Origin of the sequence: uncultured Ruegeria sp. (genome assembly GCF_947504215.1) — a bacterium.
Taxonomy (GTDB): Bacteria; Pseudomonadota; Alphaproteobacteria; order Rhodobacterales; family Rhodobacteraceae; genus Ruegeria.
In genome coordinates this window covers 1-25,281 of sequence record NZ_CANNGO010000005.1, presented here as the reverse complement: position 1 = coordinate 25,281, position 25,281 = coordinate 1, and the positions used below count along the sequence as shown (strand labels likewise).

The 25,281-nt window shown below is 57.3% G+C and carries 24 protein-coding genes and 1 tRNA gene; 10 read left to right on the top strand and 15 right to left on the bottom strand.

The window, feature by feature from the left end; translation table 11 throughout:
- Positions 1-9: 9 nt before the first annotated feature.
- Entirely contained in the window at positions 10-354 is a 345-nt protein-coding gene (locus Q1B21_RS10745) for a hypothetical protein (protein WP_298937915.1), read from the bottom strand.
- 216 nt (positions 355-570) lie between these two features.
- Complete coding sequence (locus Q1B21_RS10740) at positions 571-1,437, bottom strand: branched-chain amino acid aminotransferase (protein WP_299889239.1); 867 nt, start codon at positions 1,435-1,437, stop codon at positions 571-573.
- 159 nt (positions 1,438-1,596) lie between these two features.
- On the opposite strand from Q1B21_RS10740, the gene Q1B21_RS10735 reads away from it, so the two are divergent.
- The 7 genes from Q1B21_RS10735 to Q1B21_RS10705 all read left to right on the top strand — a co-directional run bounded on the left by Q1B21_RS10735 (position 1,597) and on the right by Q1B21_RS10705 (position 8,093).
- Positions 1,597-2,109, top strand: a complete 513-nt coding sequence (locus Q1B21_RS10735) for a MarR family transcriptional regulator (RefSeq protein ID WP_298937913.1) — start codon at positions 1,597-1,599, stop codon at positions 2,107-2,109.
- Positions 2,106-2,807 carry a response regulator gene (locus Q1B21_RS10730; RefSeq protein ID WP_299085003.1) on the top strand — a complete coding sequence of 234 codons (702 nt, stop codon included), beginning with the start codon at positions 2,106-2,108 and terminating at the stop codon, positions 2,805-2,807. Before Q1B21_RS10735 ends, Q1B21_RS10730 begins: the two co-directional genes overlap by 4 nt.
- A gap of 69 nt (positions 2,808-2,876) precedes the next feature.
- The gene (locus Q1B21_RS10725; RefSeq protein WP_299889236.1) at positions 2,877-3,803 is read left to right on the top strand and encodes a histone deacetylase family protein; all 927 of its coding nucleotides are present in this window, start codon (positions 2,877-2,879) and stop codon (positions 3,801-3,803) included.
- On the top strand, positions 3,800-4,042 hold the full coding sequence (locus Q1B21_RS10720; RefSeq protein WP_120634800.1) for an exodeoxyribonuclease VII small subunit: 243 nt from the start codon (positions 3,800-3,802) through the stop codon (positions 4,040-4,042). The genes Q1B21_RS10725 and Q1B21_RS10720 overlap by 4 nt, the downstream gene beginning before the upstream one ends.
- Positions 4,043-4,909: a polyprenyl synthetase family protein gene (locus Q1B21_RS10715; RefSeq protein ID WP_299889233.1), complete on the top strand. Its 867-nt coding sequence runs from the start codon at positions 4,043-4,045 to the stop codon at positions 4,907-4,909. It begins immediately after the preceding gene.
- 16 nt (positions 4,910-4,925) lie between these two features.
- Positions 4,926-6,854 carry a 1-deoxy-D-xylulose-5-phosphate synthase gene (gene dxs, locus Q1B21_RS10710; RefSeq protein WP_299889231.1) on the top strand — a complete coding sequence of 643 codons (1,929 nt, stop codon included), beginning with the start codon at positions 4,926-4,928 and terminating at the stop codon, positions 6,852-6,854.
- Positions 6,855-7,073: 219 nt separating this feature from the next.
- The gene (locus Q1B21_RS10705) at positions 7,074-8,093 is read left to right on the top strand and encodes a hypothetical protein (RefSeq protein ID WP_299889229.1); all 1,020 of its coding nucleotides are present in this window, start codon (positions 7,074-7,076) and stop codon (positions 8,091-8,093) included.
- A gap of 141 nt (positions 8,094-8,234) precedes the next feature.
- Here Q1B21_RS10705 and Q1B21_RS10700 read toward each other — a convergent pair.
- Positions 8,235-8,310 (bottom strand) — tRNA-Thr (locus Q1B21_RS10700).
- A 253-nt stretch (positions 8,311-8,563) separates the two neighbouring features.
- Between Q1B21_RS10700 and Q1B21_RS10695 the strand changes: the two genes are divergently transcribed.
- The 3 genes from Q1B21_RS10695 to arsJ are packed head-to-tail and all read left to right on the top strand — an operon-like array spanning position 8,564 to position 11,654.
- The gene (locus Q1B21_RS10695) at positions 8,564-9,397 is read left to right on the top strand and encodes a helix-turn-helix domain-containing protein (protein WP_299889227.1); all 834 of its coding nucleotides are present in this window, start codon (positions 8,564-8,566) and stop codon (positions 9,395-9,397) included.
- Positions 9,394-10,392 carry an ArsJ-associated glyceraldehyde-3-phosphate dehydrogenase gene (locus Q1B21_RS10690; RefSeq protein ID WP_299889225.1) on the top strand — a complete coding sequence of 333 codons (999 nt, stop codon included), beginning with the start codon at positions 9,394-9,396 and terminating at the stop codon, positions 10,390-10,392. The genes Q1B21_RS10695 and Q1B21_RS10690 overlap by 4 nt, the downstream gene beginning before the upstream one ends.
- Entirely contained in the window at positions 10,389-11,654 is a 1,266-nt protein-coding gene (arsJ, locus tag Q1B21_RS10685; RefSeq protein WP_299889223.1) for an organoarsenical effux MFS transporter ArsJ, read from the top strand. Before Q1B21_RS10690 ends, arsJ begins: the two co-directional genes overlap by 4 nt.
- Before the next feature lie 71 nt (positions 11,655-11,725).
- Here the strand turns inward: arsJ and Q1B21_RS10680 are convergent, their stop codons facing one another.
- The 12 genes from Q1B21_RS10680 to Q1B21_RS10625 all read right to left on the bottom strand — a co-directional run.
- Entirely contained in the window at positions 11,726-12,649 is a 924-nt protein-coding gene (locus Q1B21_RS10680; RefSeq protein ID WP_299889221.1) for a glutathione S-transferase C-terminal domain-containing protein, read from the bottom strand.
- 121 nt (positions 12,650-12,770) lie between these two features.
- Positions 12,771-13,730: a Fe-Mn family superoxide dismutase gene (locus Q1B21_RS10675; RefSeq protein WP_299889219.1), complete on the bottom strand. Its 960-nt coding sequence runs from the start codon at positions 13,728-13,730 to the stop codon at positions 12,771-12,773.
- 331 nt (positions 13,731-14,061) lie between these two features.
- Positions 14,062-14,514 carry a CoxG family protein gene (locus Q1B21_RS10670; RefSeq protein WP_298937901.1) on the bottom strand — a complete coding sequence of 151 codons (453 nt, stop codon included), beginning with the start codon at positions 14,512-14,514 and terminating at the stop codon, positions 14,062-14,064.
- A gap of 108 nt (positions 14,515-14,622) precedes the next feature.
- On the bottom strand, positions 14,623-15,435 hold the full coding sequence (locus Q1B21_RS10665) for an XdhC family protein (RefSeq protein ID WP_299889217.1): 813 nt from the start codon (positions 15,433-15,435) through the stop codon (positions 14,623-14,625).
- Between the two features lie 11 nt (positions 15,436-15,446).
- On the bottom strand, positions 15,447-16,634 hold the full coding sequence (locus tag Q1B21_RS10660; protein ID WP_299889215.1) for a VWA domain-containing protein: 1,188 nt from the start codon (positions 16,632-16,634) through the stop codon (positions 15,447-15,449).
- A complete protein-coding gene (locus Q1B21_RS10655) occupies positions 16,634-17,500 on the bottom strand; it encodes a MoxR family ATPase (protein WP_299889213.1) in 867 nt (288 codons plus the stop codon). Before Q1B21_RS10655 ends, Q1B21_RS10660 begins: the two co-directional genes overlap by 1 nt.
- A gap of 106 nt (positions 17,501-17,606) precedes the next feature.
- Positions 17,607-20,024 carry an aerobic carbon-monoxide dehydrogenase large subunit gene (locus Q1B21_RS10650; RefSeq protein ID WP_299889211.1) on the bottom strand — a complete coding sequence of 806 codons (2,418 nt, stop codon included), beginning with the start codon at positions 20,022-20,024 and terminating at the stop codon, positions 17,607-17,609.
- Complete coding sequence (locus Q1B21_RS10645) at positions 20,021-20,515, bottom strand: (2Fe-2S)-binding protein (RefSeq protein ID WP_170667693.1); 495 nt, start codon at positions 20,513-20,515, stop codon at positions 20,021-20,023. The genes Q1B21_RS10650 and Q1B21_RS10645 overlap by 4 nt, the downstream gene beginning before the upstream one ends.
- 12 nt (positions 20,516-20,527) lie before the next feature.
- Positions 20,528-21,361 carry a xanthine dehydrogenase family protein subunit M gene (locus tag Q1B21_RS10640; protein WP_299889208.1) on the bottom strand — a complete coding sequence of 278 codons (834 nt, stop codon included), beginning with the start codon at positions 21,359-21,361 and terminating at the stop codon, positions 20,528-20,530.
- A 140-nt stretch (positions 21,362-21,501) separates the two neighbouring features.
- On the bottom strand, positions 21,502-22,605 hold the full coding sequence (locus Q1B21_RS10635; RefSeq protein ID WP_299889206.1) for an MHYT domain-containing protein: 1,104 nt from the start codon (positions 22,603-22,605) through the stop codon (positions 21,502-21,504).
- A gap of 83 nt (positions 22,606-22,688) precedes the next feature.
- Positions 22,689-24,176, bottom strand: a complete 1,488-nt coding sequence (locus tag Q1B21_RS10630) for a heme biosynthesis HemY N-terminal domain-containing protein (protein WP_299889204.1) — start codon at positions 24,174-24,176, stop codon at positions 22,689-22,691.
- A gap of 10 nt (positions 24,177-24,186) precedes the next feature.
- Positions 24,187-25,281: hypothetical protein (locus Q1B21_RS10625; protein ID WP_299889202.1), on the bottom strand; the 1,095-nt coding region annotated here is incomplete at its 5' end.

Below are 25,281 nucleotides of genomic sequence, written 5' to 3'. Positions count from 1 at the left end.
CGACGTCGATCACCCGTCTTTGGTGCTTGATTCCGCCAGCACTGTTTCAAAGATATACCGCACCGATCCGCGCCGACTGGCAGCACTTTCAGGCAGTGTCGCGTTCGCCGTGGGCTCCTCGATCGCAAGCGCGCGCTTCTTCTGCTCGGCATAAGCCGCGAAATCGTCGTCGCAACACGAACATCCACACGACGTGGCCGCATCGTGCCGGGAAATGATTTCGTCAAGCGGATCGCCCATTTCTGACCCTTTCGCCCCTGCGGCAGCCCAATCTTCAATTCGTTTCCGAGGCGGCGGCGTGCTCTCACCATATCCTGCGCTAAGCGCGCAAACCGCCTCGAAACTCAATGCCAAATGCTAGATCATCCAGTGTTGATATATAACTGATTATTTTTGTCGGGATTTTCAAGCCTAAAAATGCGACCAAAGAGCAACTTGAGCGCAGATTGGTTTGGGCGGATTGCTGGTCAGACTGTAACGCCAAAAAGCAAAGTGCATTGAGATTATCGAACCAAAGTGAGCCGCCGGTTAAGAAACGGCGGCTCAAATTCTAATAATCCAACTGTGGTCTTAGCTGCGAACGAGCTTTTCGTAGTCGCCGGCGATTTCGCGAGTCAACTCGCCCACTTCAAAGGTGTAGTCGCCGATTTGTCCAACTGGCGTAACTTCGGCCGCGGTACCGGTCAGCCAGCATTGTTCGAAACCAGCCATTTCCTCGGGCATGATGTGACGCTCGATCACGTTGATGCCTTTGTCTTTCAGCATCTGGATCACGGTCTGGCGGGTGATGCCATTTAGGAAGCAATCGGCCAGCGGGGTATGCACCTCACCATCTTTCACGAAGAACACATTGGCGCCCGTCGCTTCAGCCACATATCCGCGGTAGTCCATGAACAAAGCGTCCGAACACCCTTTGGCCTCGGCCTTATGTTTCGAGATCGTGCAGATCATATACAGTCCCGCCGCCTTGGCATGCACCGGGATCGTTTCCGGGCTGGGCCGCTTCCATTCTGCAATGTCCAGCTTGGCGCCCTGCATCTTGGCATCACCATAATACGCTCCCCATGGCCAAACCGCGACCGCCATGCGGACCGGGTTCTTGGCCGAAGCCACGCCCATATCTTCACCCGACCCGCGCCAGACAAGCGCGCGCACATAAGCGTCTTGCAGCCCACTGGCTTCCAAAGCTTCTTCCTTTGCAGCTTCGATCTGATCAATCGTATATGGCATTGGCATATCCAAAGCCTCAGCCGATGCGATCAGCCGTTCCGAATGCGCGCGGCTCTTGAAGATCTTGCCGTTATAGGCGCGCTCGCCTTCGAACACCGAGGACGCGTAGTGCATCGCGTGGGACAGGAGATGCACGTTGGCGTCCCGCCAGGGCACCAGTTCGCCATCCATCCAGATGACACCGTCACGATCGTCATACCCCGCCATGCGAAACCTCCTGAACCGGGTTGAATTTCCGATTATTGCGCTATTTAGGTCCGAAATGGTCATAAAGTTACGCAAAAACTGCGATTCGATACCTGTGCGCTCTTGGAATGTCAATAACGCTGACATAAAGTCAAACCCGTGTAACGAATGAGGCATGATATGTCCGACATCCGCCCAGCCCCTTTGTTTGGTGGCGAAAGCTTGTTGTTTTTGACAGATGAGCAATTGCGACAAGGGATCGAGGCGATGTTCTTTGCCTACCGAGGATTTACCGCTGATCCAGACCGCATCCTGGCCGAACTGGCCTATGGTCGCGCGCACCATCGGGCGATCCATTTTATCAACCGCGCACCCGGTACAACGGTCAACAATCTTTTGGCCATTCTGGGCGTTACAAAACAGTCGCTGAACAGAGTTCTCAGAACGTTGATCGAAGACGGCCTTGTCGAAAGCCGTGTTGGAACCGTCGACAAGCGCGAACGCCATTTGTTTCTGACCGAAAACGGACGGGCATTGGAAGCACAGCTATCGGACGCGCAGCGCGCGCGCATGCGTGCGGCCTACAAAGACGCAGGCCCCGAAGCGGTTGCCGGATTCCGCAAAGTGCTTGAAGCAATGATGGATGCTGATATGCGTCATGCCTACACGAAACTTCGGGACACAACCTCATGAGCAACATGGACGCCCACCTGCTGATAGTGGATGATGATGAGCGCATCCGCGATCTGCTCAAGAAGTTCTTGATGCGAAATGAGTTTCTGGTCACGGCGGCACGGGATGCGGCACATGCGCGTCGGGTCTTGTCGGGGTTGGATTTTGATCTGATCGTTATGGACGTGATGATGCCCGGCGAAGACGGTGTCAGCCTGACCCGCGCGCTGCGCGAAACAAGCACAACGCCGATCCTGTTGTTGACGGCACGTGGCGAGACCGAGCATCGGATCGCCGGCCTTGAAGCGGGAGCAGATGACTATCTGGCCAAACCCTTCGAGCCAAAAGAGCTGTTGTTGCGTATCAATGCGATCCTGCGGCGGATGCCTGAAACACCCGCACAGGATGCAACAACAAAGATCCTAACCCTCGGCCCGATCCGATATGACATCGAACGTGGTGAGATGTGGCAGGGCGAGGACCCGGTGCGCCTGACCGCCACCGAAAGCCAGTTGATGAAGATCTTCTCGGCACAGCCCGGAGAACCGATTAGCCGGGCAAAGCTGGTCGAAGATCTTGGGCGCGACAAGGGGCAGGCACAGGAACGCGCCGTGGATGTTCAGATCACGCGCTTGCGCCGTAAGATCGAACAGGACCCGAAACAGCCGCGCTATCTGCAAACTGTACGGGGCGCCGGTTACATGTTGGCGCCAGATTAACAGTGCCGCTGCGCGGCGTTTTCAAGCCTTCGGCGAGGATATTTTTGGCCAGATGAACAAGGGATTCCGATGAAAACAGCCCTTTTGACCCACGCGGATTGCCTTGGGCATGTGACACCAACAGGACATCCCGAACGGGTCGCCCGGTTGGAGCATATTTTGCACGCATTGGAACCTTTGGAGCTGAACAAGGTCACGGCACCGCTGGCCGCAGATGATGATTTGATGCGCGTCCACCCCGAAAGTCACATTCGGGACATACGAGGCAACCGGCCAAACGACGGGTTCGCCCAGATTGATGGTGATACGTTCATGTCTCCCGGGTCGGTCGATGCGGCCTATCGTGCGGCTGGGGCAGCAGTGCGCGCGGTGGATATGGTGCTGGGCGGCGAGGCGCCAAATGCGTTCTGTGCAATCCGTCCGCCGGGGCATCACGCAGAAAAAGAAACCGCGATGGGGTTTTGCCTGTTTGGCAATGCGGCGCTGGCCGCCAAACACGCCTTGGATCATCATGGGGTAAAGCGCGTCGCCGTGGTCGATTTCGATGTGCATCACGGCAATGGCACACAGGATCTGCTGTGGGACGAACGGCGCGCACTGGTGATCACCAGCCAGCAAATGCCACTGTGGCCCGGATCGGGGCGGCCGGATGAATCTGGTGCGTATGACACGGTGTTGAACATCCCGCTGGCCCCCGGCACCGGTGGGGCCGAGATGCGGGCCGCCTATGAAACACAGGCCTTTCCGCGTCTGCGAGCGTTCAAGCCGGAACTGATCATCATCTCGGCCGGGTTTGACGCGCATCAGGACGATCCGCTGGCCAATCTGAATTGGTCGACCGGCGATTTCGCCTGGATCACAGCTGAGCTCTGCAAGATTGCTGATGAGGTTTGTGAGGGCCGTATCGTCTCGACTCTGGAAGGCGGGTATGATCTGAACGCGCTGGCCGATGCAACGCGCGCCCATGTGGAAGAACTGATGAAGGCAGCCCGATGACCGATACCCCCGTTGAGCAGATGACATTTGAACAGGCGATGAAAGAGCTTGAGGCCGTTGTTGGCCAGCTGGAGCGCGGTGACGTGGCGCTGGATCAGTCTATCGCGCTGTATGAACGTGGCGCGGCACTGAAGAAACGCTGCGAGGATGAGTTGAAGCGCGCCGAAGAAAAGGTCGCGGCGATTACTCTGGATGCCAATGGTCAGCCGACCGGGACTACACCTGTCGAAGGCCAGTAAATGTTTCGCGAAAGACTGGCGCAGGATGCGGCGCGCATTCAGGAGCAGTTCGATCTGGTTCTGGGCGCACTGGATGATCTGGATGTGACCCGGGCGATGGGGTATGCCACTCAGGGCGGTAAGCGGCTGCGCGGGTTTCTTGTACTGGAAAGCGCCCGGTTGCATACCATCGATGAGGCGCGCGCGATCTGGCCAGCCACAGGCATCGAGGCGCTACACGCCTATTCTCTGGTTCACGATGATCTGCCTTGTATGGATGATGACGACCTGCGGCGCGGACGCCCGACCGTGCATATGAAATGGGACGAAGGCACCGCTCTGCTGGCCGGGGATGCGCTGCAGGCGTTGGCGTTTGAACTGTGTACCCGGACCGAGGTCGGAACCGCTGAAATTCGTGCTGACTTGGCTTTGACTTTGGCCACAGCCAGTGGCGCTCAGGGGATGGTACTGGGTCAGGCATTGGATGTTGCAGCGGAGACCGCCCTGGACCCCTTGAATCTTTCCGACATCACCCGCCTGCAATCGGGCAAAACCGGTGCGCTGATCGAGTGGTCTGCCTGCGGCGGAGCGCGCTTGGCACAGGCCGATCCCGAACCCTTGCGCCAATATGCCCAAGCCCTTGGCCTTGCTTTTCAAATTGCCGATGACATCTTGGATATCGAGGGTGACGCCGAAAAGGCGGGCAAGCGCCTGCAAAAAGATGCCGCGGCAGGGAAGGCAACATTTGTTTCTCTGTTGGGACTGGACGCCGCCAAGACCCGTGCCACTGATCTGGTGGATCAAGCGTGCGCGGCGCTTGATGGATATGGCCCTAAGGCTGAAACCTTGAAGGACGCCGCCCGCTTCGTTATTGCCCGGGACAGCTAAGCCAGGAACGTACCAAATGTCTGAACGCCCGAATACGCCTTTGCTGGATCTTGTGAACCGCCCGGCGGATCTCAAGCAGTTCTCGGACGCTCAATTGCATCAGGTGGCAAAGGAATTGCGGACCGAGACTATTTCGGCGGTGTCCGTCACAGGCGGGCATTTGGGTGCAGGCTTGGGTGTGGTCGAGCTGACGGCAGCCCTGCACGCTGTGTTTGACACGCCACGCGACAAGATCATCTGGGACGTTGGGCACCAGTGTTACCCGCACAAGATCCTAACCGAACGGCGCGACCGTATCCGTACGTTGCGCATGAAGGATGGCCTCAGCGGCTTTACTAAACGCAGCGAGAGCCCGTATGACCCGTTCGGGGCGGCACACAGCTCGACCTCGATCAGTGCAGCCTTGGGGTTTGCAGTTGCGCGCGATCTGGGAGGCGTCACCCCCGAAGGATTGGGCGATGCGATTGCCGTCATCGGGGATGGATCGATGTCTGCGGGGATGGCGTTTGAAGCGATGAACAACGCGGGCCACCTGAAGAAGCGCCTGATCGTTATCCTTAACGACAATGAGATGAGCATTGCACCGCCGGTTGGAGCACTGTCCAATTACCTGTCGCGGATCTATGCGGAAGAACCCTTTCACGATCTAAAAGCCGCCGCCAAAGGCGCGGTGTCTCTATTGCCCGAACCTTTCCGCGAGGGCGCAAAGCGCGCCAAGGAAATGCTGAAAGGCATGGCTGTTGGCGGCACATTGTTTGAGGAGCTAGGCTTTTCCTATCTCGGTCCCATCGACGGGCATGACCTGGCCCAGTTGCTGCCGGTTCTGCGCACGGTCAAGGCGCGGGCAACAGGCCCGATTCTGATCCATGTGCTGACAAAAAAGGGCAAAGGCTATGCCCCGGCCGAACAGGCTCGCGACAAAGGGCATGCTACGGCTAAGTTCGACGTGGTCACAGGCGAGCAGAAGAAAACACCCTCCAATGCGCCGTCTTATACGTCGGTCTTCGGCAAGTCTCTGGTTGATGAAGCATCCCGTGACGACAAGATCGTGGCCGTTACCGCGGCGATGCCAGATGGGACCGGGTTGAACCTGTTCGCCGAACGGTATCCGTCGCGCTGTTTCGATGTGGCCATTGCCGAGCAGCATGGCGTGACCTTCTCGGCGGCGTTGGCCGCTGGGGGGATGAAGCCATTCTGTGCGATGTATTCCACCTTCCTGCAGCGTGGCTATGATCAGGTTGTGCATGACGTGGCGATCCAACGTCTGCCAGTGCGCTTTGCGATCGACCGTGCCGGGCTGGTGGGTGCCGACGGAGCGACCCATGCCGGATCTTTCGACGTTGCATACCTGTCCAACCTGCCCGGTATGGTCGTCATGGCCGCTGCGGATGAGGCTGAATTGATGCATATGGTGGCCACTGCGGCCGCACACAACGATGGCCCGATTGCCTTCCGCTATCCGCGCGGTGAGGGCGTTGGAGTCGATCTTCCGGAGCGTGGTGAGATTCTTGAAATCGGCAAAGGCCGATTGATCCAGAAGGGCGCGCGCGTGGCCTTGTTGTCCTTTGGCACCCGATTGGCCGAGGTTCAGAAGGCCGCCGAGGCATTATCGGCCAAGGGCATCACCCCTACCATCGCCGATGCCCGATTTGCCAAGCCGCTTGATCGCGATCTGATCCTGGATCTGGCCGCCAATCACGAAGCTCTGATCACCATCGAAGAAGGCGCGATCGGCGGTTTCGGCAGTCATGTCGCACAACTGCTGGCCGATGAAGGCATATTTGATCACGGGTTAAAGTATCGCTCGATGGTTTTACCGGATGTTTTCATCGACCACGCAAACCCCGCAGATATGTATACGGCAGCGGGCATGAATGCCGAACATATCGAAGCCAAGGTGCTGGACGTTCTCGGGGTCGCGTCGATTGGAGAAAAGCGCGCTTAGTTATCGACCGACATGCCCCACGTCACGCAGCAAGTGAATTTGGCATCCGCGTAATCCGACGCGCTTGACGATCAATTCAACCAATTGGACGTCCATCTGATCTGACTGCACTGAGATGTCAGCGCGTTTGCCATACCCTCTTATATCCGGAAAGTCGCCGACGAGTCGAATTCATGTTACCCTTCTTGTCGTGGAGTGCCGAAACAAGAAGGGGACGACGTGACTAAACGTCGAGTTAGACTGGGTTATTTCGCAATCGCGTTGCTGCCAGTTTGTGTTTTTGCGCTGCATGAGGTCATCCAAAAGCACATGATTGCGACCGAATTGGACGTCCCCGTCAGCATTCTTGTCGACGAGCGTACGTGGCTTGAGACGGTTGGGCGGTTCCGGTTTCTTGCGGCGGCTTGGTTTTTTGCAGCCCTCACCTTGTTGCCTGTGGCTGTGTTGGCCCGCAACTTGATCCGCCCAATGGAACGCCGAACCAGAATAACCGCTATCACGATTGTTCTGACCATCCTTGTTCTGGCCATCTTGCCCACTGTCCAACAACATATGGCGTCCAAGACCCCGCAAATCTATCACCAGGTTGGCAAGGCCGTATTTGAATCGGCCTTGTCTCAGGGCACTCTGCCCGGGTGTATCGACCCTGAGGATTCCTGGTTGCTGGGAAAATGCGGGGAAATGCCGGTATTTACCTTGTTCAGGCGCATTTTGGACGTGATCAATGCACTTGCCGGGCTTGCCATCGGGTCATTGATCGTTGGTATGATCCTGTGTCTGGGATCCCGCGAAACCCGTAGCATCGAAGAAACGGCCGCAGAGCTGGCGAAGAACCTGCGTCAGATGCGGCAACAACTATATCTGTCCAGTCTCATCCTCACCTTTGGCATGTTTTTTGCTGCAAGCTGGATGTACTGGCCCTTGCCCGTGATCTCGGATTCTGAAAAAGCCGCCTACAATTCACTGGTGACCGCATCCGCACTTTTTACGGGAACCTATTTCTGCTTGTTGATGTTGAGCTATTTCCTTCCCGTGGCTGTCATACTGGATGGAAGGATTGCCAACCTTGCCATCGCCGCAAGCCGGGAAAGTGATGCTGAGGATGCGTTTGATATTGAAGAGTGGAGGTCTTCACACAAGCTCGCCGAGGGTACGGGCGACATCATACGTGCTGGCTTTGCACTGGCCGCGCCAATCCTAGCAGCATTCGCCGGGGGAATATCCCCAATCACCGGGTAACTGCTGACCGATCCGTCGACTATGCATGCCCGACCAATGGCAAGATCACGGGACGCGCCCAGAACAACAGGTGGATCCGAAGGCAGACACAATACGCCTCAAATAACCGCGCCAATTGTCGGTTGTTGTTTTGGAATTACGTGGTGCCGCTGAAGGGACTCGAACCCCCGACCCCATCATTACGAATGACGTGCTCTACCAGCTGAGCTACAGCGGCGACCTTTGCTGTATCGGCGAAACTCGGCGGTCCAACAAAGATGCGACGGATCGTTTAAACGGTCAGCTGAAACAGTGCAAGCCTCGATATGGTGGTTGTTTGCCGGAGTTTGATCCAGTTTTGGTGTTTTTAGAAAATCTCTGAAATCGTTCCCTCGTGTAAGAGCCACGGCTTCGGTAAGAGCTTAAAAACTGTGATCTGCGTTGTCAGATCTGACTCGACACAAGCTTGTTAATTCTATATTTCATGAAATATGATAGAAGAAATAACAAATCAGCTAGCCATCCTTGGCCACCCCCAGCGTATCAGCGTGTTTCGCATGTTAATGCGACGGTTTCCTGACACTGTTCCGGCAGGCGAGCTTTCATCGGAACTGGGTATCAAACCCAGCACCCTGTCGAATTATCTGAACGCGCTGCAACGGTCGGGGTTGGTGTCGCAGACACGCTCAGGAACATCTCTGCTCTATTCTGTTGAAATGAAAAACGTGCAACGCATGCTCGACTTTCTGATCGTTGATTGCTGCCGTGGTCGCCCTGATCTTTGCATGCCCTTCACCCAAGGAGGTGACGCCATGACGGACCGAAAGTTTAATGTCCTGTTCATTTGCGTGGGCAATTCCGCCCGCTCAATCTTTGCCGAAACTCTGCTGCGCGAAATTGCAGGCGACAAGTTCAATGTGTTTTCTGCGGGAACACAGCCCAACTCCAAGCTGAACCCGTTTGCCCTTCATGTCCTGAACGAAAAAGGCCACGATACGTCGGTACTGCGCTCAAAGAATATCTCGGAATTCACCGGGTCGGACGCGCCGGAAATGGATTTCGTGTTTACCGTCTGCAATCAGGCGGCAAACGAGGAATGCCCCCCATGGGAAGGCCAGCCGATCAGCGGGCATTGGGGCATGGTCGATCCGGTCAAAGCCACCGGCACCGATGCCGAGAAAAGCCTGGCGTTCCAGAACGCTTACGGGGCGCTGAAACGTCGGATTGAGGCGTTTACATCGCTGCCGGTCGAAAGCCTGGACCGCATAGCGCTGCAATCCGCCGTCGATGACATCGGCAGGACACCATCTGAGGAAATGACATGACGACATATGCTGTGAACGGGCTGGGCCGGGTCGGAAAGCTCGCCCTGAAACCCTTGTTAGAGAAGGGTGCAAAGATTGCCTGGGTCAACGATGCAGTAGGTGATCCGGAAATGCATGCCCACCTGCTCGAGTTCGACACCGTTCACGGACGTTGGGATGCCACATTCACGCATGACGAAAACAGTGTCACAATCAACGGAACCCGCCTGCCTTTTATCGGTGTCAAAGACCTGAACGCCCTGCCTCTGGACGGGGTCGACGTGGTGATCGACTGCACCGGCGTCTTCAAGACCGAGGCAAAACTAGCCCCGTACTTCGAAGCGGGCGTAAAGAAGGTTGTCGTCTCGGCGCCTGTCAAAGATGGTCCAACGGCCAATATCGTCTGCGGTGTCAATGAAGAAACCTATGATCCATCCGCGCACCGCATCGTGACGGCCGCCTCATGCACCACCAATTGCCTGGCCCCGGTGGTCAAGGTCATCCACGAAAACCTCGGCATCCGCCACGGGTCAATCACTACAATCCATGATGTGACCAATACGCAGACCATCGTGGACCGTCCGGCAAAAGACCTGCGCCGCGCGCGGTCTGCGCTGAACTCTTTGATCCCGACCACCACCGGGTCGGCCACGGCCATCACCCTGATCTACCCCGAGCTCACCGGGCGACTGAATGGCCACGCGGTGCGCGTTCCGCTACTGAACGCATCACTGACCGATTGCGTTTTCGAGGTCGAACGGGAGACCACGGCGGAAGAGGTCAACAGCTTCTTCAAGGTCGCGGCCGACGGCCCGTTGAAGGGAATTCTCGGCTACGAAACCCGCCCGCTGGTTTCGACCGATTACACCAATGATGAACGGTCTTCGATCATCGATGCGCCGTCGACCATGGTGGTGAACGGCACGCAGGTGAAGATCTACGCGTGGTACGACAATGAAATGGGCTATGCGCATCGTCTGGTCGATGTTGCCCTGATGGTTGGTGCCTCGCTTTGACCCAACGGCCCGAGGGGCTGTCGGCCTACATCGCAGTCACTGCGGCTTATTGGGCCTTTATGCTGACCGACGGAGCACTCAGAATGTTGGTGCTGTTGCACTTTCACACTCTGGGCTTCTCACCGGTTCAGCTGGCCTATCTATTCGTGCTCTACGAGATTGCAGGGATGGCCACCAACCTTGCGGCGGGGTGGATCGCGGCACGTTTTGGGCTGACCTCGACCCTTTATGCTGGACTTGGCCTGCAGGTTTTGGCGCTGCTGACGCTGACGCAGCTTGATCCGGGCTGGACCGTCGGGGTTTCGGTTGCCTTTGTGATGATCGTGCAAGGGGCCAGCGGGGTCGCCAAGGATCTGGCCAAGATGTCCTCGAAATCCGCCGTGAAACTGCTGGCACCGACTGAGGGCGGCGGATTGTTCCGCTGGGTCGCTGTGCTGACCGGATCCAAAAACGCAATCAAAGGTCTTGGGTTCCTGTTGGGCGCGGCACTGCTGGCGACTTTGGGATTTATCTGGGCCGTTCTGGTCATGGCGGTCGTGCTGGGTGCGATCCTGATCGCAGTTGCGATCCTGATGCCGTCCGGCCTGCCCAAGGGCCGCAAAGGCGCGAAATTCTCCGAGGTGTTTTCGAAATCTGCCAATGTAAACTGGCTATCGGCGGCGCGCGTCTTTCTGTTCGGTGCGCGCGATGTTTGGTTTGTCGTTGGCATCCCGATCTATTTTTACGCCGTGCTGTCCGACGGAACGGAAGACGGTAACCGAGCAGCGTTCTTCATGATCGGCACGTTCATGGCCGTTTGGGTTATCCTATACGGAGCGGTCCAGGCCAGCGCGCCAAAGATCCTGCGCGCCGCTGAGCGATCCGAAGACGACCTGATCCGTGCCGCGCGCAGTTGGGCCGCGCTGTTGTTTTGCGTACCCGCTGCCCTCATGGGTGCCGTATTGATGACCTCTGGTCCTGAACCTTGGCTAACGATCACACTGGTGATTGGCCTATTGGTTTTTGGTGCCATCTTTGCGGTCAATTCCTCGCTGCATTCCTACTTGATCCTGTCCTTTACGCAGGCCGAGCGGGTCACGATGGATGTCGGCTTCTATTACATGGCAAACGCATCCGGTCGGTTGCTGGGCACCGTGCTGTCCGGCCTGACTTACCAGATCGGAGGATTGCCGCTTGTGCTGGGCACGGCCGCTTTGATGGTTGCCATTGCGGCGCTGACATCCGGAAAACTGCAGGTTCAATCATCCGAGGCCCGCTCATGAGCATCTTCGAACGCTACCTGACCACCCGGTCGCGCTTGCCATGACTTGGGGGACACGATCTGGGCGATGGTTTAAAGCCCGTCGCGACAATCCCAATTGATCTGGGGTTGCTGGGCGATTATCCCAAACGGATTGTGGCTTCCGTCATTTACGTAATAGCCGAAGCGAATTTCTTCAAAATTAACAGTCTCTTTCACGCCTGGGCCCTGGTAAATACGGCGCGTAAAGCGCCAGAGAGCTGGATAGTCCACCAGTCTTTTTCTGGTGCAGCGAAAATGCGTTGCGTACACAGTATCGAACCGTACCAGAGTAGCAAAAAGGCGAATATCAGCGGTCGTCAGATTATCTCCAAAGAGAAAGCGCTGATCCATCAATCGATCTTCAAGGCGATCCATTGTGTCGAACACTGTGTCGACCGCATCATCGTATTCGCCTTGTCGTTCGGCTTTGCCAGCGCGGTAGACCGCATTTGACAGGCCATCAAAGATCTGACTGGTCAGCTTATCAATCTCGCTTGCCAAGTTGTCTGGCCGCAGCTCGGGGCCCCGGCCAGCTTGATTAAACGCCAAGATTATGTCGGCCGAGGAATTGGACAGCACCAGCTGACGTTTGCTGTCCCATAGCATCGGCACTGTTGCGCGACCGGTGTATGTGGGATCGGTCAGGGAATAGAGCTGATGGGCGTGTTTGATATTGCCCAATCGCGTAATCGGCCCTTCTGGCAGCAGGCCATAGCCTTCGATACGTCGCCCGCCTGCCCATTGTATTGGCACATTGTCAGAAAGCTCGCTTAGCTGCCGCACAATCACCGTCGCATGAGACCATGGGCAACTTGCTGAGGCGATCAACACAAACCGATCTGGATCGTGCCGCAAAGCATGCAACACATCCGCATCAATGATCGTAGCCAGAACACTAGCTTCTCGGCGGTAGGTGCCGGACAGCATTGATCTGTCCGCGTTTTGGTCCCATCGGCCGTCGATCAACATACCCATGTTTTAGAATCCGCCTCGCGCTCTCGATATGTTTGCTTTTATCTAACCTTATTTCTGGAAAACAGAAATTGTTCGCGGATTGACTGCGAGCCTCATCAAATGGAACACCTGAAAGTAACGCCTATTCGATATCGCTTGACGATGAGTAGCCCATTGCGCGCCACGCCGTAACACCGCCTGAAAGGCTACGTGCGTTGATGCCGTACATACGCAGTTCCTCCGCTGCCTTTTGACTGACCCAGAAACCATACATGCAATAAACCACGACTGGCTTATCTTTGGGCAAGTCGTTGGCCCACGCAGCAACATCAAAAGAGTCATGCCATTCGCTTCCCGGTATTCGGTTTCTGTATCGTTCGCAGTCGTCATCGTGCCGTACATCGAGAACCAGAACATCGTCGCCGCGGTCAAGACTGTCCTTCAGCTCGCTGATCGAAATCTGGTTGGGATCGGCTTTCTCATTCACCACCGCCCCACCCAGTGATCGGTGGAATCGTTCCGCCACGCGCACCCAATGAACACTTTGTAGGAACGCAGAGACATAACCCATCCGGTCCAACCCAAAATCACCGGAAAAGGCGTGCTCTCCCATGTCGAGCACAAGAAGAGGAACCGCATCGGATAGAAACTGCGCACTATCGATCGTTCTGACATTCATCAACCGACCAAATCGATCCGACCACGCCAGAATAGCCCAACCACCTTCTCCCAACGTCGCCATTGACGAGAATTCGACCCGCCAGGCTGCGACGCTGCCAAAAACTGCTTCAATAGCTTGTGTTAGAGCCGAATCCGATAGCTCTTCACCGCCTTCTTCGCCAAGGGATAAGAAATGTAGTTCGTGCAGAATGACCAAGTTGGCAACAGTAAGGTGCTCTGCGAGCAGAGCATCGTTGCGATCATCCCTCGCAATCTGCTTTTCGATCTCGTTCAAGCGGCGAACCGCGCCGCCATACACCTGCTCAAAATGCTGTTCGAGCATTTCGGGCGTAAAGCCGTCGATCTTATGAGCTTTGAACGGGATACCCCGAACGACATGTTGGCCGGGAACATAGGTTTTGAATTTCTGGTGCGTATTCATGCGCATCCTCCCTGCTGTTGCGGGTGTCGTGGATGCGAAACTTGGGCCTAGGCCTCACGGGGCGTTCGCGGCCCCATGAGGGTAATTTGAAATATGACAGCGGTGTCGTCAAGATACCGCCCACGGTGGCCGCCAATCGGTCGGCTGGCTCAATGTCGCAACAGCCTTGACCGCTGTCGGCCCCCAGCGAGGGAAACTTTTGGCCTTTGCTTTGACGTGTTTATCAGCCGAACCAATCGATCCTATCTCAGAGGCTATGACGGATTACACCAGCAGATGCTGGCCGCTGACAGACTAGCGGCGTGACCAACACCCCTATTAGTCGCGCACTTCAGGACGCAGACTGCTCTGAAACGATTTCCCCGAACCGCGTGAAGAATTTCCCAGATAGTTTCTTGGCAGTCCCTGCAATCAACCGGCTGCCCAGCTGCGCTATCTTGCCTCCGATACTTACGTTCGCAGTGTAAGCCAGTAATGTCTCGGCACCATCTTCCGTCAACGTGACTTCGGCCCCACCCTTGGCAAAGCCGGCAGCACCACCTTTACCTTCTCCGCTCAGGGAAAACCCATCCGGTGCGTTCGACGTGTCCAGCGTCACCTCCCCTGCAAACCGCGCTTTGACCGGGCCAATTTTCAAAACCACCTTAGCCTCGAGGTCTTCAGGCGAGTTTTGGATCAGCTCTTCACAACCCGGAATGCACTCACGCAGGATGTCAGGGTCATTCAGCGCCCGGTAAACCACGTCGCGCGGTGCCGAGATGCGGATTTCGTCACTCAATTCCATCAAAGTCTATCCTTTGTTCAGCAACATCTTGGGAAAACAAGAAGTGCGGTTTCCGCCGCTTTTTCGGCAGTTGTTTCAGGTTGTACAGGCCAGAACGCCCTTAGGCGCCTATGCAAGCTTCTCATCATGGGACCGCTCCGTGGATTTGTCACTGTTCCGCCACATCACGATCTCGGCGAGGATCGACAAAGCGATCTCGTGCGGGTCAATCGCGTGAATATCCAGACCTGCTGGAGATTTGAGCCGCGCAACCTGCAGCGGATCCATTCCCTGCGCGATCAATTTTGCGGTCAGAGTATCAGCCTTGCGGCGGCTTGCCACCATCGAAACACGGGTCGCACCCGTTTCCAACGCGGCTTTCAGGGCAACGCTGTCCCCTTGGCCCTGCGATGCAACAACCACAAAGTCCCGCGCTTCAATGCCCAAATCAGCCGTCTTATCTGGCGCAAAACGGGTGTATGCGCCGGATGTTTCCGCATCATCAGACAGGCAAACGCGAAATCCGGCCAATGCGCCATGCGCGGCCAACGCGGTCGCGATGAGAGACCCGCCAAATATCACCAACCGCGGCGCGTGCCGATAGGGTTCAACCAAAAGATCAACCGTGCCACCGGAAGGGCACCCGCTTCTGAACGTCTGTACGCCATCGGGATCGGTCATGTTCACCACCTTTTTCGAAGGTTTGACCCGGATCATCTGCGGTGCGCCACTGGCCAACGCCTCATGTGCCGACGACCGAACCGCGCGTTGAACACAGGCGCCACCCAAATGGCCCAGGATTTGACCGTCTCGCGTGATCGCAGCCTTTCCTCCGGCTTTGGCCGAAGTCGCATCCGCGGTACGCAATACGGTCGCTACACAGAACGCCTCTCCGGTCTGGCGCAGTTGATCAATCGTGTCGAATATGTCGAAATTTACCATATGGGCTCCTTTCACAGCTTTCGGAACTGCGGCTCCAATGCCGCCAGTGCCTCTAATGTGTTGGCCGGCAGGTGCGCATCCAGGTACGGTTCGGCCGCCTGCATCGCAGCGGCAATAGGTTGATAATCTTTCCATCCTTTCAACGGGTTCAGCCAGACGATGCGTCGGGCCTTACGCCGAATGCGCGCCAGTACATCGCCCAGCGCTTGTGGATCTGAGCTGCAATACCCATCTGACAGGATCAGAACGATCGTGCGACCGTTCAATGCGCGTGCGCCGTACCCGTTCAGAAAGCTCTCAAGGCTGCCAGAGATATCCGTGCCTCCGCCAAACCCTTCTGCCATCAACGACAACCGACCGGCCGCGCGCAGCGTGTCATGGTCGCGCAACGCATCGGTGACACGCATCAACCTCGTGTGGAACAGATAAGCGTCGGCCTCGGTCCCAGTACCGATCAGACCCTTGAGAAAGGCGAGAAAGACCCGGGAATACACCGTCATCGATCCGCTCACGTCGCACAGCGCCACAATCCGCATTGGGCGCGGCGGTCGAGCTTTAAGAAACAAGTCCATTGGCTCACCGCCCCGTGCAAGGCTGGCACGTTGGATCCGTCGCATATCCAAAGCTGACCCTCTGCGAGACTGCTTGCGCCTGCGCGACCGACGATCCCGAATGGCACGCGCAAGGGCCAAAGCCGCCGATTCCGCCTGTTTTAGCGCCTCTTCATCCATGATTTCGCGCAAATCCCGACGCGACAGGTTGGCCGTGCGGGTCGCAATCAGCTTCCCGTCCATCCCCTCGGCCTCCCCGTCGCTCGGATCAGGAGTGGTAGCCTGATCTGTGTCGGATTGAGTGTCCTTGCCTTCTTGATCCTGCGCTTGCCAGATCATGGGTTTCGCCGATTGCACCCGAACGTGCGCAGTCTGTGCTGTGCCCGCCCGCTGCTTTCCGGCATTGAACCAATAGGCGTCAAACAACTCATCAAAGCGGCGCCAATCCTCGGCATCCCCGGCCAGTAATGCACAAAGTGCCTGCCGGGCCTGCCCTGCATCGGTCGCATCAATCGCCGACAATACAGAAAGCGCGTCCCCGGTTTCCTTTGGGCCAACGCGCAGACCATTCATCCGCAAATGCGCAATGAAACCGGACATGCGATCCGCAAGCCCATGCGCACGAGCAGGAAATCGGGTGACCTGCATTATGCCACCTTTCCAATCAGCCGATCCATTACCTCGGGCGGGGCGGCGTCGTAATCTGCGGCGGTTTTAAGAAGACAAACCAGGGTTGCCTGCACCTCATCGCGTGACTGGGCAAGGTCATTGACCCCCAATCCTGACAAAGCAGCCGCCCAATCCAACATCTCGGCAATGCCTGGTGTTTTCTCCAGATCTTCCTTCCTTAGTGCCTGCACAACGCCAACGATCTGTTGCGCCAGTGTTGCCTCGACATCTGGCATTCGGGCCTGCAGGATCGCCAATTCAGTTTCCTGCGGCGGGTAGTCGAGGAAGCTGTAAAGGCACCGCCGCCGCAACGCATCCGACAGGTCACGCGTTCCATTCGCAGTCAGGATCACAATCGGCCGCGCGCGTGCCGTGACTGTTCCCAGTTCAGGAATCGTAATCTGAAAATCGGACAGTATCTCCAGCAGATACGCCTCAAATTCCTCATCCGCCCGATCAATCTCATCGATCAGCAGAACAGGCGGAACTGCGGCGGAAATAGCCTCTAACAATGGTCGTTTCAGCAGATATTCATCTGTAAACAACTGAGCCTCGCTGGTTCCTCCCTGCGCTTCACTGGCACGAATGGCCAAAAGCTGGCGCTGATAGTTCCATTCATAGATAGCGTGGCTGGCGTCCAGCCCCTCGTAACATTGCAACCGGATCAAACGGGTATCGCGCCAGCCCGCCACAGCCTTAGCAACCTCGGTCTTTCCCACACCCGCCGGACCTTCGAGCAGTAAGGGTCGCCCCAGGTCCTGCGCCAAATGCAACGCCATCGCCAACCGATCATCGGCGACATAGCCCTGCGCGGCCAACCCGTTCTTCACGTCACTCAAAGTCAAAACCAGGATCCCATCTTCATTTGGCCCAAAATATCCCGGGGGAGGTTTCGGAGGGGGTAGAACCCCCTCCGTTCGGTCGGACCGGCGACAGCCGGTTCGAAACCGATTAGCCGTGCATCCCCAGGCCGTTGGCAATCTTCCAGATCCGCCAATGATCATGCGGCATGTGGCTTTGAACCAAACCAAATGGGCGGAAGGCATCATGCACCGCATTCGAAAACGCAGGTACACCACCCACGTTCGGGCTTTCCCCGACACCCTTCGCCCCAATCGGATGATGCGGAGACGGCGTCACCGTGTGATCGGTGGTATAATTTGGCGTCTCCCACGCGGTCGGAATGAAGAAATCCATCAGCGTCGCGGTCTTGACGTTGCCCATCTCGTCATAGGCAATCTCCTGCCCCATCGCGATGGCCAGTGCCTCAGTCACGCCACCATGGACCTGCCCTTCGATGATCATCGGGTTGATCCGCGTGCCGCAATCGTCCAGCGCATAGAACTGCCGGACATCCCATTCACCGGTATCAACATCGATCTCCATGACACAGATATAGGCCCCGAACGGATAGGTCATATTCGGCGGATCATAATAGCTGACGGCCTCCAGACCGGGTTCCAGCCCCGGTATGGCCTGATTGTAAGCGGCGAAGGCGATTTCCTTCATGGTCTTGAACCGTTCGGGCGCGCCTTTGACAGCAAAGCGATCCACATCCCACTCAACGTCGTTGTCGTGAACTTCCAGCAAATAGGCCGCGATCATCTGTGCCTTGGCGCGGATTTTCCGCGCAGCCATTGCCGTTGCAGCCCCCGCGACCGGAGTAGATCTCGACCCGTAAGTCCCAAGCCCATAAGGCGCGGTATCGGTATCGCCTTCCTCCAGCGTGATGTCATCGGCGGGCAGGCCGATCTCACTGGCGATGATCTGGGCAAAGGTCGTGGCGTGGCCCTGGCCTTGGCTGATCGTGCCCAGGCGCGCGATGGCCGACCCGGTTGGATGGATGCGGATCTCGCATGAATCGAACATACCTAGCCCAAGGATATCGCAGTTCTTCACTGGTCCAGCACCGACGATCTCGGTGAAATGCGTCAGACCGATGCCCAGCAGCTTGCGGGTCTTGCCGGCTTTGAAATCCTCAATCCGCTGCGACTGTTCGGCCCGCAGGCCTTCATAGTCAACCGCCTTCAGCGCCTTGTCCCAGGCGGTGTGATAATCGCCCGAGTCATACTCCCAGCCTAGCGCCGACTGGTACGGGAACTGATCGGCCTTGATGAAGTTGATCCGGCGCAACTCAGCCGCATCCATGTTCAGCTTGATGGCCAGAACCTCGATCATACGCTCGATGAAATAGGCGGCTTCGGTCACCCGGAAGGAGCAACGATAAGCCACGCCGCCCGGAGCCTTGTTGGTATAGACCCCATCCACAGCTAGATAAGCGGTCGGGATGTCATAAGACCCGGTGCAGATATTCATGAACCCTGCCGGGAACTTGGTCGGGTCGGCGCAGGCATCAAACCCCCCGTGATCCGCCGTCGTATGACACCAAAGCCCGGTGATCTTGCCGTCTTTGGTCGCCGCGATCTTGCCCTGCATCCAGTAGTCACGGGCAAAGGCGGTGGACATCAGGTTCTCCATCCGGTCTTCGACCCATTTCACCGGCTGGCCGGTAACGATCGAGGCCACGACTGAGCAGACGTATCCTGCATAGGCGCCGACTTTGTTGCCGAAGCCCCCGCCAATATCCGGGCTGATCACCCGGATATTATGCTCGGCGATGCCCGAGATCAGCGAGACAACAGTCCGGATCGCATGAGGCGCCTGAAATGTGCCATACAGCGTCAGCTTGCCGGTCACTTTGTCCATCGACGCGACACAGCCGCAGGTCTCCAGCGGGCACGGATGGGTGCGGTGATAATAGACCATCTCTTCGGCGACCACGTCGGCCTCTGCCAGAATGGCTTCGGTGGCTTCCTTGTCACCCTGTTCCCAGGTGAAGATGTGGTTGTGATGCTTGCGCGGTCCGTGCGCGCCCTCGGTCTGCCCTTCAAGGTCTTCACGCAGGACAACATCGGATTTCAGTGCCTCGAACGGGTCGGTCAGAACTGGCAGTTCTTCATAGTCGACCTCGACCAGTTCCACCGCATCAGCCGCGATGTAACGATCTTCGGCGACGACATAGGCGACCTCCTGGCCCTGAAACAGGACCTTGCCATCGGCGAGCACCATCTGCTTGTCACCGGCCAGCGTCGGCATCCAATGCAGACCCAGCGGCGACAGATCTTCGGCGGTCAGAACGGCGATCACACCGGGCAGCGCCAGTGCCGCCTCTTTGTTCACGCTTTTCACGCGCGCATGGGCATAGGGAGATCGAACAAAGTCGCCAAACAGCATCCCGTCCAGCTTGATGTCGTCGACATAGTTTCCTTTGCCTTGGGTAAAGCGCACGTCCTCGACGCGTTTGCGCGAGCTTCCCATACCCTTGAGGCTGGCGGCGCGTTCTTCGGGGGTCAGAGTCTGGTCGTTCATTCCGCAGCCTCCTTCTGAGCGTTCAGCATGTCGGCCGAGGCCGAGATTGCCTTAACGATGTTCTGGTATCCGGTGCAGCGGCACAGGTTTCCCGCCATGCCAAAGCGAATGTCTTCTTCGGACGGGTTCGGATTTTCCTGCAACAGGCGGTGCGCGCGGGTGATCATACCCGGCGTGCAGAAACCGCATTGCAGCCCGTGATGTTCGCGGAACATCTCTTGCAGCACACCAAGGCTGCCATCGTCATTTGTAAGCCCTTCGACGGTGGTGACATCGGCGCCGTTCACTTGCGCCACAAAGGTGGTGCAGGATTTGACCGACTTGCCGTCGATATCCACGGTGCAGGCCCCACAATGGCTGGTTTCACAGCCAATATGCGGCCCAGTGATTTTCAGATCTTCCCGCAGGAAGTGGATAAGCAATGTGCGCGGTTCCGCGAGGCCTTCGACCTGCTTGCCGTTCACGGTGAGTTTTACGTGCATTTTAGACATGGTTTACTCCCCTCAGCTCGCGCGGCTTTGAGCGCGAGCGATGGCGCGGCGCAGCATCACGGCGGCCACATGTTTCTTGAACTCGACGGGGCCACGATTGTCGGCCACAGGGTCAATGGCGTCCAGCATGGCCGCCACGCAGCCGTCGACATCGCCATCCGCCAATGCTGCGCTGGCACTTTCGGACCAGACTGGTGTGTCAGCCAGATTGGTCATCGCGACCGAGGCTTGACCGTTTCCAAGCATCACCGCCGCTGCAGCGGTTGCATAATCCCCGATCTTGCGTTTTTGCTTTTCATAAGCCTGACCAACACCTGCACCGGGCACGGGGATCGTGATACGTGTTAGGATTTCTTCATCCTCACGTGCTGTGAAGTAAGCCGCCTCATAGAACTCGCGCGCAGCAACGCTGCGGGTGCCATCGGGGCCCGACAATTCAAAGGTCGCGTTCAGACATTGCATCAGCCCTGGCATGTCGTTGCCCGGATCGCCGTTGGCCACGTTGCCACCAATCGTTCCAGCATAGCGCACCTGAGGATCTGCAATCTGTAAAGCGGCCTCGCGGATCAAGGGAATGGCTGATCCCAGACCGTCATGGGTGATCAACTCGTGCTGCGTGACCATCGCGCCCAAAGTGACCGTATCAGCACCAACGTTGACGCCCTTCAGTTCGTTGATCGCTTGCAGGTCGACAAGATGACCCATCTCGGCCATGCGCAGTTTCATCATCGGGATCAGGCTGTGCCCGCCCGCGATTACGCGCGCCTCATCTCCATATTCCTGCAAAATGCCGATGGCCGAGGCGATGTCGCCTGGCCGGTGATACTCGAAACCGGCTGGTATCATAGTTTTCCTCCCTGGGTCCGGACATTGTGCCTTGGGGGACCTGGGATAAGAAAAGCGGCTGTGGCCTTAACCTCGCCAGCAGGCGGGAACGGAGCGCGCCGTCTGTTTCACGAAATGCGAATGAGCTGCACGAACGACGATCACAACCCCAGCGCGTCACGGATATCCGCCAAGCGGGAACGGCTGACGGGGACCTTGGTCAACGCATCGATACCATCGAAATAGCAGGTCCCGTTGTCCTTGTGCCGCTCAAAACTGGACACGTGTTTTGGGTTCACCAAATAGCTGCGATGCGCCCTGAGAAAGCCATCGGGTTTCAGGCGAGCCTCAGCCTCGGTTATCGACCATGGGCAAAACAGTTTCTCTGCGCCCATGTACAGAATAGTGTAATGTCCTTCGGCCCGGATCGCTGCGATCTTTCCGGGCGCGGAGAAAAACGTCTGACCCTCGCGTTCGAACGGAATGCCCGCGCGGGGAAGAGTGACCTGGGGACCGGGAATAGGGTCCGGGGCGCTGGGCACTGGTGCGACCTCTGCCTCGGGCCCGATGAAGGTAATCCCAGTCAGAAGAAAGGCACCGCAGATCAGAAACACGGAAACCGTGACACCCATGGCCAGAACCTGATTGTTGAGCGCCGGTCCTGCACCCCCTGCATTTTCGCTGGCGACAAAATCGGTCAGCCCGGTGGCAACGAAATGCATGGTGAATACGGCCAGGCCGAAACACACCGTGCCCAGTAGGATGTTGCGCTGGGTCCGGTTGTCATAGGCGACCCAGATCGCAAGCACCGACAGAACCACCGACGCCAAGGTTGCAATCACCACGTCCAGCGCATTGTAGACCGGGCGACATAGCTGCATCCCCGCCATGCCCACATAGTGCATAACCACAATGCCCAGACCCACAATAACCCCCGCCCCGATGATCGTGTGCATTGTTCGCGGACGGAAATGCAGCAACAGCAACGCCAAACCCACCATCAGGATCGCAACCAATGCCGAAATCAGCGTGATCAGGGCGTCGTAATAAAACAGGATCGGCAACTGCAGGCCCAGCATCGCTACGAAATGCATCGACCAGATACCGCCGCCCAGTACAACGGCTGCAAGTACTACGATGAATTTGCGGCGCTGGTTGTCCAGTTTGGACGCGCCATGTGTCAGATATAGGCCTGTAAACCCGGCCATCAGCGCCACGGCCAAAGAGGCCGCCACCAGCCAGGCGTTATGCGAGTAATCCAGCATTAGGGTTTGCGCGCCCTCCCCGACGCGAGGCTGACGTTAGCAAACAGATTCGGTTGGGACAATCGCCTGCCGAAACAGAAAGATCAGGCCTGTTTTTCGGCCTGACCCTCGACCGGCTCCACATCAAGCTCGATCACCTCGGCGCTGTCGGATTGTTCAGGCTCTGAAATCTCGACCGAATCAGACTGATCTTCAAGCGCGCCAACAATCAGCGGAAGCATATGAACCCCGGTCGCACTGGCGATTTCAGGGGATTGGGGTGTCTGCCAACTCAGCGTATCGAAACTGTGGCAATTCTGGCAGACAGGTCCCCATTCGACCTGAATGTCATGACAATTGTCGCACACCCATTGTGGGCCGCGCGGCGCGTTCAGCGCCTTGGCCAGCCACCCCTGAACCACGGCGTCCGAGGAACCCTCGCCCCGCTCAATCGCGGCCATCAACGTATACCCACGCGCGTCAGCCTGTTTTTCGACAACATCGCCCAATGCGCGGCGCGCCTCGGGAAAGTCCTCGGCCACTATGTTCAACTCGGCCAGAATCAGGCGGGTTTCCATGTTTTCAGGATGGACCCGCGTTAAAGCGGTGAACCGTTTTATCCGATCCTGAGGAGATTCATCCGGGGCGACCTCGGCAAAAGCATGCGCCAAATCGGGATGCGGTTGAACCTCCCAGGCCTTCTTCAGAATCTTGGTGGCCGGGCGCGATTTACCTTTTTCGATGTAAGCCCGCGCGGCCATTGCGGCAGCGGGTACCAGATCGGGCGACAGGCGGTTGGCCTCGATTGCATATTCCTGCTGTTCGACGCTGGCGGTCTCATCCAAAACATCCTTTGCTTCGGACAGGGCCAAAACGGCATCCCGGCGTTTGAACACATCACGCGGCAGGTATCCGGCCTTCAACTTCGAGGTCAAAGTCGATCGCGCCCCGGCCCAGTCCTGCGCCTTGGTCTGCAGGTTCAACAAAACATCCTGCGTTTCTTCGTGGCGCGGTTTGATCGCCAGGGCCTTTTCGGCCAGCTTGCGGGCGGTTTCATCATCCCCCTCGGCCAGCTTCTGTTTCATAATACCACGCACGCCGACAAAGCGGGTTGCGTTGTTTGTGACGAGTTTCTTGTAGGTCTCGGACGCCTTTTCGGTGTTTCCGGTCATTTCAGCTGCTTGCGCCACAAGCAGATTGGTCAGTTCAGGCTTGTTGAGCAGTTTTTCGGCCTTGTTGGCCTTGGTCATGGCCACACGCCCTTCACCCGAGGCCAACGCCATCAACCCATCCGCAAGCGCCTGATAGCCACGCTGTTCGCGACTGCGATCGAAATATCGGGACAAGGCTGTCTCATCACCATTAAGGAATTTGAGTGTCGCGATCAGTAGGCTGAGCAGTTTGAAGAACAACCAAACAGCAAAAACCAGCAGGCCCAACGCAATAACCGACTGTAACGGTCCTAGGGTGAACTCGGTGCCGGCGACCGTAATCTGCACCCCGCCACTGGTTTGCATCAGGAAATGACCCCCAAGGGCCAGCAGTCCGATAATCGCTACAAAGACAAGGATCTTAAACAATGACCACAGCATGGCAGGTCCTTCAATTCGAGTTCAGGCTTGAAGCAAGCGTGTTTGCGGCATCTACGGCGGACACCCGCGTCTGGGCTGCCTGCTCCCAATCAGCCATCGCTGTCTGCGCCGCTTCGGGCAGGGATTTTAGTTCACTCAGCACCTTGGACAGATCTCCGTCGGCCAATGCCGCCTGCGCGCGCGATAGGATTGCATCGGGGCCGTCCCCGTCCTGCGGTGTCACCGAACGCGCGCCGGTTTGACGCTGCAGGAAGGCAATCAGGCCTGTACCCTTATCCGCATCCCTTGCATCCGAAAGTGCCGAACGCGCCGCCGGGGTAAACGAGGCACGCAGAGCTGAAAGCGTTTGCACGCCCTTCTCTGCGGGCGTCGACAATGCGTCAGGCACTTCCACGCCACCTGCCTTCAGCTCGGTAACTAGCTCGGCAAAAGGCTGACCGGCATCCAATTGACCATGCAAGCGCGACAGGATGGCTGCATTGGTCGCCGCGAGGGCCTGGGCTGAGGCTTTGGCTTCCAATGCCTGCGCGTCTGAGACCATCTTTTCCACTTCGCTGCGTTGTGCAGCCAGTGAATCGCGCAGTTTTTCCAATTCAGCCTCAAAGGCTTTGGTGGCTTCCGGCGAAACATTTGCTTCAATCGGGTTTTTCTCAAGATCAGACAGCCTGTCACCCAAGGGTCCAACTTGTCCGCTTAGGCTGTCCACACTGGACTTCACCGCGTTCAGATCATTTTCAACCGGCGTCAGCTTGTCAGAAAGCGCCTTGAGCTGATCTGACAGGCCCGAGACATCCGGACCGTCGGATATTGTTTTTGAAAGCTTGGCAATCTGCTCCGACTGATCGGTCAGCTTGGTCTCAAGCGCCGCGATGGCTTCTGAATTGCCGGATTCCGAGGGCAAAAACCCACCGTTACCAACCACATATCCGATCCCAGCGGCAATCACGCCGCCAATCAGCGCAGGAACAAACCCGCCGCGTTTTTCGACAACGCGTTCAACACTCTTTTCTTCTGCGGAAGGCGCTTCGGCTTCGGCTTCGGCTTCGGCTTCGGCTTCGGCTTCGGCTTCGGCTTCGGCTTCGGCTTCGGCTTCGGCTTCGGCTTC

Coding starts and splice junctions, on each gene's coding strand:
- Q1B21_RS10740 (WP_299889239.1), bottom strand. CDS start 1,437: ATGGCGGGGTATGACGATCGTGACGGTGTCATCTGGATGGATGGCGAA.
- Q1B21_RS10735 (WP_298937913.1), top strand. CDS start 1,597: ATGTCCGACATCCGCCCAGCCCCTTTGTTTGGTGGCGAAAGCTTGTTG.
- Q1B21_RS10730 (WP_299085003.1), top strand. CDS start 2,106: ATGAGCAACATGGACGCCCACCTGCTGATAGTGGATGATGATGAGCGC.
- Q1B21_RS10725 (WP_299889236.1), top strand. CDS start 2,877: ATGAAAACAGCCCTTTTGACCCACGCGGATTGCCTTGGGCATGTGACA.
- Q1B21_RS10720 (WP_120634800.1), top strand. CDS start 3,800: ATGACCGATACCCCCGTTGAGCAGATGACATTTGAACAGGCGATGAAA.
- Q1B21_RS10715 (WP_299889233.1), top strand. CDS start 4,043: ATGTTTCGCGAAAGACTGGCGCAGGATGCGGCGCGCATTCAGGAGCAG.
- dxs (WP_299889231.1), top strand. CDS start 4,926: ATGTCTGAACGCCCGAATACGCCTTTGCTGGATCTTGTGAACCGCCCG.
- Q1B21_RS10695 (WP_299889227.1), top strand. CDS start 8,564: ATGATAGAAGAAATAACAAATCAGCTAGCCATCCTTGGCCACCCCCAG.
- Q1B21_RS10690 (WP_299889225.1), top strand. CDS start 9,394: ATGACGACATATGCTGTGAACGGGCTGGGCCGGGTCGGAAAGCTCGCC.
- Q1B21_RS10680 (WP_299889221.1), bottom strand. CDS start 12,649: ATGGGTATGTTGATCGACGGCCGATGGGACCAAAACGCGGACAGATCA.
- Q1B21_RS10675 (WP_299889219.1), bottom strand. CDS start 13,730: ATGAATACGCACCAGAAATTCAAAACCTATGTTCCCGGCCAACATGTC.
- Q1B21_RS10670 (WP_298937901.1), bottom strand. CDS start 14,514: ATGGAATTGAGTGACGAAATCCGCATCTCGGCACCGCGCGACGTGGTT.
- Q1B21_RS10665 (WP_299889217.1), bottom strand. CDS start 15,435: ATGGTAAATTTCGACATATTCGACACGATTGATCAACTGCGCCAGACC.
- Q1B21_RS10660 (WP_299889215.1), bottom strand. CDS start 16,634: ATGCAGGTCACCCGATTTCCTGCTCGTGCGCATGGGCTTGCGGATCGC.
- Q1B21_RS10650 (WP_299889211.1), bottom strand. CDS start 20,024: ATGAACGACCAGACTCTGACCCCCGAAGAACGCGCCGCCAGCCTCAAG.
- Q1B21_RS10645 (WP_170667693.1), bottom strand. CDS start 20,515: ATGTCTAAAATGCACGTAAAACTCACCGTGAACGGCAAGCAGGTCGAA.
- Q1B21_RS10640 (WP_299889208.1), bottom strand. CDS start 21,361: ATGATACCAGCCGGTTTCGAGTATCACCGGCCAGGCGACATCGCCTCG.
- Q1B21_RS10635 (WP_299889206.1), bottom strand. CDS start 22,605: ATGCTGGATTACTCGCATAACGCCTGGCTGGTGGCGGCCTCTTTGGCC.
- Q1B21_RS10630 (WP_299889204.1), bottom strand. CDS start 24,176: ATGCTGTGGTCATTGTTTAAGATCCTTGTCTTTGTAGCGATTATCGGA.